This window comes from Arthrobacter sp. JCM 19049 (assembly GCF_001310435.1).
Window position 1 is genome coordinate 1 of record NZ_BAXF01000210.1, and the last position, 3,640, is coordinate 3,640.

At 64.7% G+C, this 3,640-nt stretch carries 6 protein-coding genes and 1 pseudogene; 4 read left to right on the forward strand and 3 right to left on the reverse strand.

Going from position 1 to position 3,640, the window contains the following annotated elements; all coding sequences use genetic code 11:
* The 3 genes from JCM19049_RS23400 to JCM19049_RS09605 form a co-directional block, all read left to right on the forward strand.
* Positions 1-264, forward strand: a 264-nt coding sequence (locus JCM19049_RS23400; protein WP_374700280.1) for a hypothetical protein, incomplete at its 5' end; no start/stop codon positions are given.
* Positions 252-491: a DEAD/DEAH box helicase gene (locus JCM19049_RS23405; protein WP_054821472.1), complete on the forward strand. Its 240-nt coding sequence runs from the start codon at positions 252-254 to the stop codon at positions 489-491. The genes JCM19049_RS23400 and JCM19049_RS23405, both read left to right, overlap by 13 nt.
* 274 nt (positions 492-765) lie before the next feature.
* Positions 766-1,428, forward strand: coding sequence for an HAD family hydrolase (locus JCM19049_RS09605; protein ID WP_054821473.1), 663 nt, complete (start codon positions 766-768; stop codon positions 1,426-1,428).
* Between the two features lie 171 nt (positions 1,429-1,599).
* On the opposite strand, the gene JCM19049_RS19910 is transcribed toward JCM19049_RS09605, so the two are convergent.
* From JCM19049_RS19910 to JCM19049_RS19920, 3 genes are read right to left on the reverse strand one after another with little or no spacing between them, the layout of a single operon-like run.
* Positions 1,600-2,181, reverse strand: coding sequence for a polysaccharide deacetylase family protein (locus JCM19049_RS19910; RefSeq protein ID WP_279402876.1), 582 nt, complete (start codon positions 2,179-2,181; stop codon positions 1,600-1,602).
* Positions 2,178-2,366 (reverse strand): hypothetical protein, encoded by a 189-nt coding sequence (locus JCM19049_RS19915; protein ID WP_279402877.1) that lies wholly within the window; start codon positions 2,364-2,366, stop codon positions 2,178-2,180. Before JCM19049_RS19915 ends, JCM19049_RS19910 begins: the two co-directional genes overlap by 4 nt.
* Entirely contained in the window at positions 2,363-2,878 is a 516-nt protein-coding gene (locus tag JCM19049_RS19920) for a hypothetical protein (RefSeq protein ID WP_279402878.1), read from the reverse strand. The genes JCM19049_RS19915 and JCM19049_RS19920 overlap by 4 nt, the downstream gene beginning before the upstream one ends.
* A 373-nt stretch (positions 2,879-3,251) precedes the next feature.
* On the opposite strand from JCM19049_RS19920, the pseudogene JCM19049_RS19925 reads away from it, so the two are divergent.
* A pseudogene (locus JCM19049_RS19925) lies at positions 3,252-3,640 on the forward strand (DUF3375 family protein); the annotation flags it as partial.

A 3,640-nucleotide genomic window follows, 5' to 3' on the forward strand; every position in this document is an offset into this window, starting at 1 on the left:
CACCTGGCCGGGCCCGGGGCCGGGGTGGAAACCCGTTTCGTTGAGCACCGCGGCAACACCACCAGCAGCGTGGAGGAGGCCCACGAGATCCTGCGGCTGGTGGATGAGCATCTGGGGCTGGAATGGGCCGACGGCCCGCAATCGGCGCCGCGGCCCCTGGAACAGCACGACATCCTGGTGGTGGCCGCCTACAACGCGCAGGTGAACCTGTTGCAGCAGTTGCTGCAGGACAACGCTACGCCGATGTCCGGGTGGGCACCGTAGACAAGTTCCAGGGCCAGGAGGCCCCGGTGGTGCTGGTCTCCATGGCCTGTTCCAGCGCCGAGGACGCGGCCCGCGGCATCGACTTTCTGCTCAACCGCAACCGGATCAACGTCGCGATCTCCCGCGGCCAATGGCGGGCGGTGATTGTGCGTTCCCCGCGGCTGACCGACTACCTGCCAACCTCGATTCCCAACCTCTCCCAGCTCGGTGCGTTCTTGAGCCTCTAGCACCATAGATCCTCAGCATCCGGCTTCCTTCATGGGGAGGAAAGAGGTTGTGGGCTCATCGGGCAAGACTTCAGCGGCCCGCCTCGACAGACGCGCACTGACTGACGCAACGGGAAAGACGGGTCGCGGTCAACCACCGGCACCAACGGAACCAGCGGGCAAGCGGCGTTCTGACCGTCCATGGTGGGCAAAAGACCGTAGCAGCATGGCGGCTGAATCTATTCTGCAGCTGGGCACCGCTCAGGGGGCAGTGCGGGGTCAGTAGGCTGGAGGAATGGAACTGCGCGCAAAGGCCTTACTGTTCGATATTGACGGAACGTTGGTGGATTCGACTCCCGCGGTCGAACGGACCTGGCGGACGTGGGCTGAGCGCTATGGGTTTGATGCGGCCCGTATCCTCACCCAGAGCCACGGTCGGCGTACCGAGGATGTGGTCTCCATGCTGCTGCCGGCGGATCAGGTCGACAAGGCGTGTGCCGTACTGCTGGAGATGGAGCTTGCTGACCTGGACGGTGTTGTGGCGCTGCCGGGAGTTTCAAGCATGCTTCAAGGTCTCGTTGCGCAGCGTTGGGGCGTGGTCACCTCGGGTGGCGCGCAGCTCATGCGTGCCCGTTTGACGGCAGCAGGGTTGCCGTCCCCGCAAGTTTTCATCAGCGCCGAAGACGTGTCGCAGGGCAAACCAGATCCGCAGGGGTACCTGTTGGCGGCACAGCGGCTAGGGGTAGCTCCCTCACAAGCGCTGGTGATCGAAGATGCCCCGGCCGGCATTCACGCCGGAAGGGCGGCCGGAGCCACGGTACTGGCCGTCGCGACCTCCCACGCTGCCCAAGAGCTCTCCGATGCTGATTTCGTGGTGCAAAACCTGGAGCAGGTGCAGGTTCACCGGCAGGACGGGCTTCTTGTGCTCCGGGGCAGAGCCCTGGACGTCAGCCGCTGATCCTGCGTTGCCAGCCCATCCCCGCTCCCCGGTGCCCCAGGTTTGGCCCAAGTTTGGCGCATCAACGCAGGGACTCCTGCGGCATCAATCTGCGTTCATGCCGCAACGCGGTGCGTCCTGCCGTCTTGGTGACAGCAGGACGCACACGGGGATGAGGTTGGCTACCGGCCGCTACCGGGCCTTGTCGATGACCTCGTCCACGTCGAAGAAGTGGGAGAGCACCGGACGGTCCCCCCGCTTTTCCTTGGCGAACTGCAGGCCGTCAACGTTGACCCGCATCTGCCGCTGGTATTCGTCGGTCTGCTGCATCCAGGCGGTGGTGGTGCCGTCCACCCCGTAGAAGTAGCGGAAGCCGGCGTCCTTGAAGACCTTGTAGCGGGACCCGGAGTACTGGCCCACCTGGGCGATGTCCGAACCGAACGGGTAGATCAGCTGGTCGGTCTTGCCCACCAGCGGCTCCACTTCGTCCTTCCACAGCTTGGTGTCGCGCTTGAGCCGGTCCAGGGAGACCTTTCCGGTGGCGATGTGGCCCCAGGAGTGCGAGGCGAAGACCCAGCCGTTGTCCTTCATCGCCTCGGCCACTTCCTTGGCGGCGGCCTTGTCCTTGTCCATGTTCTTGTTCTCCGGGTACTGGCTGTCGGAGGTGCGGTAGCCGAACAGGCCGTTGTAGCCGGTCATCGCCAGCAGCCCGCGCGCCCCGCGGTAGGAGAAGTCGGGGTGTTCCTCCACGAAGTCATCGACCATGGTGCTCACGTCGTAGGCGCCGGTGTGTTCCTTGCCCTCGCGTCGGTGTAGACGTTGCGCACCTTGCCCTCGTCGGTGACGATGAGCTTGTCGGCGAACCCGTCCCCGTCCATGTACTCGTAGTAGCTCACGTCGTCGATGGACAGCACCAGCGGCTTCTTGCCCTTGGGCAGCATGATCTTGCCGTACTTCATCTTCCGTTCTTGTCGGGCTTGGCGAAGTCGGTCGGGTTGACCAGCACGTAGTCGCGCTCGTAGAGCTGGTCCAGGATCTTGGAGAATTCGTCCTGGGTGACCATGTAGTCCTTGTAGCCCTGGGCTTCCCCGTCCCCGTCGAAGGCGCGGTCGGTGTCGATCACCAGGGAGTGGAAGAACAGGTGCGGGATCTGGTTCGGCTTCTCCCAGGCCACCGTCGCGTCCTTTTCCTCCTGCAGGCCGCTGGCCAGCGAGTTGAGTTCCTCATTGGGCTCGTCCTTGACCAGCTTCATCGCCGCGTCATAGTCGTACCCGTCGGCTAGCCGGTTGACCTCGGCCTTGACCTGCTTGACCCGTTCGGCTTCTTGGGCCTTGGCCTGCTCCTGGCTCTGTTGTTCATCCTGCTGCGATCCGGCGGCCTCCGGGCCGCCCGCAGCGTCGTCTGCCTGGCTGCAGCCGGCCAGCAGCAGGGAGAGAATTGCCACGGATGAGAGCAGCTTGGTTCGGTTCACGGGTTGACAGCCTCCAAAGGTCGGCAGGTTTACGCTTTCCTTGCTTCGACCTACACAGGCCGGGGCCGGTTCAGAACCGCCGGTGTAACTTTGGACAAGCGTGTTGCCCGAGGTGAACATTCCCCTCCTACTCAGCCCCGGATGCCCGGGTTGCTTCGGCTGTGGCGCCCACCGCGTGTTGCAGCAGATGAACTAGGATAAACAGGTTAGGCAGGAGACAAGGACGAAGGAAGTTTATGCAGCCCTCGCACCGCGCGAATCGCTTGTGGCACCAGTCCCAGCAGTTCCGCCGGTCCGCCGCCTACCGGCTGATCACCGCCCCGCCGTGGGCGCTGGCGTTTATTCGGGCCGAATTCACCGCCGACCGTCCCGGGTGTCCCTGGAACTGTTCCACGCCTCCCTGGATTCCTTCCTGCGCCAGGCCCGGGACAGCGAAGAGCAGGTTCCGGCCAGTTCCACGGCCGAGGACTTCGCCGAAGGCTGGGTGCGCCAGGGCATCCTGGCCCGGCCGCTGATTGACGGACGCTTCAGCTACGAGCCGTCCGCGGCGACTGCGGGTGCTGCGCTTTTTGGACGAGCTGTCCACCGACGACTCGCGGCTGAACTCCTCCCGGCTGAACACGCTGCTGACCTCCCTGGAATCCCTGGCCCATGAGACCGACCCGGATCCGCAGGCCCGCATCCGGGCGCTGGAGGCGGAGATTGCCCAGCGCCAGGCGAAGATCGATGCGCTGCGGGCCGGCACGACCGGCGGTGCTTCCC

What these genes read in the sequence shown, in the direction of transcription:
- JCM19049_RS09605 (WP_054821473.1), top strand. Translation starts at nt 766, where the DNA reads ATGGAACTGCGCGCAAAGGCCTTACTGTTCGATATTGACGGAACGTTG.
- JCM19049_RS19915 (WP_279402877.1), bottom strand. Translation starts at nt 2,366, where the DNA reads ATGAAGTACGGCAAGATCATGCTGCCCAAGGGCAAGAAGCCGCTGGTG.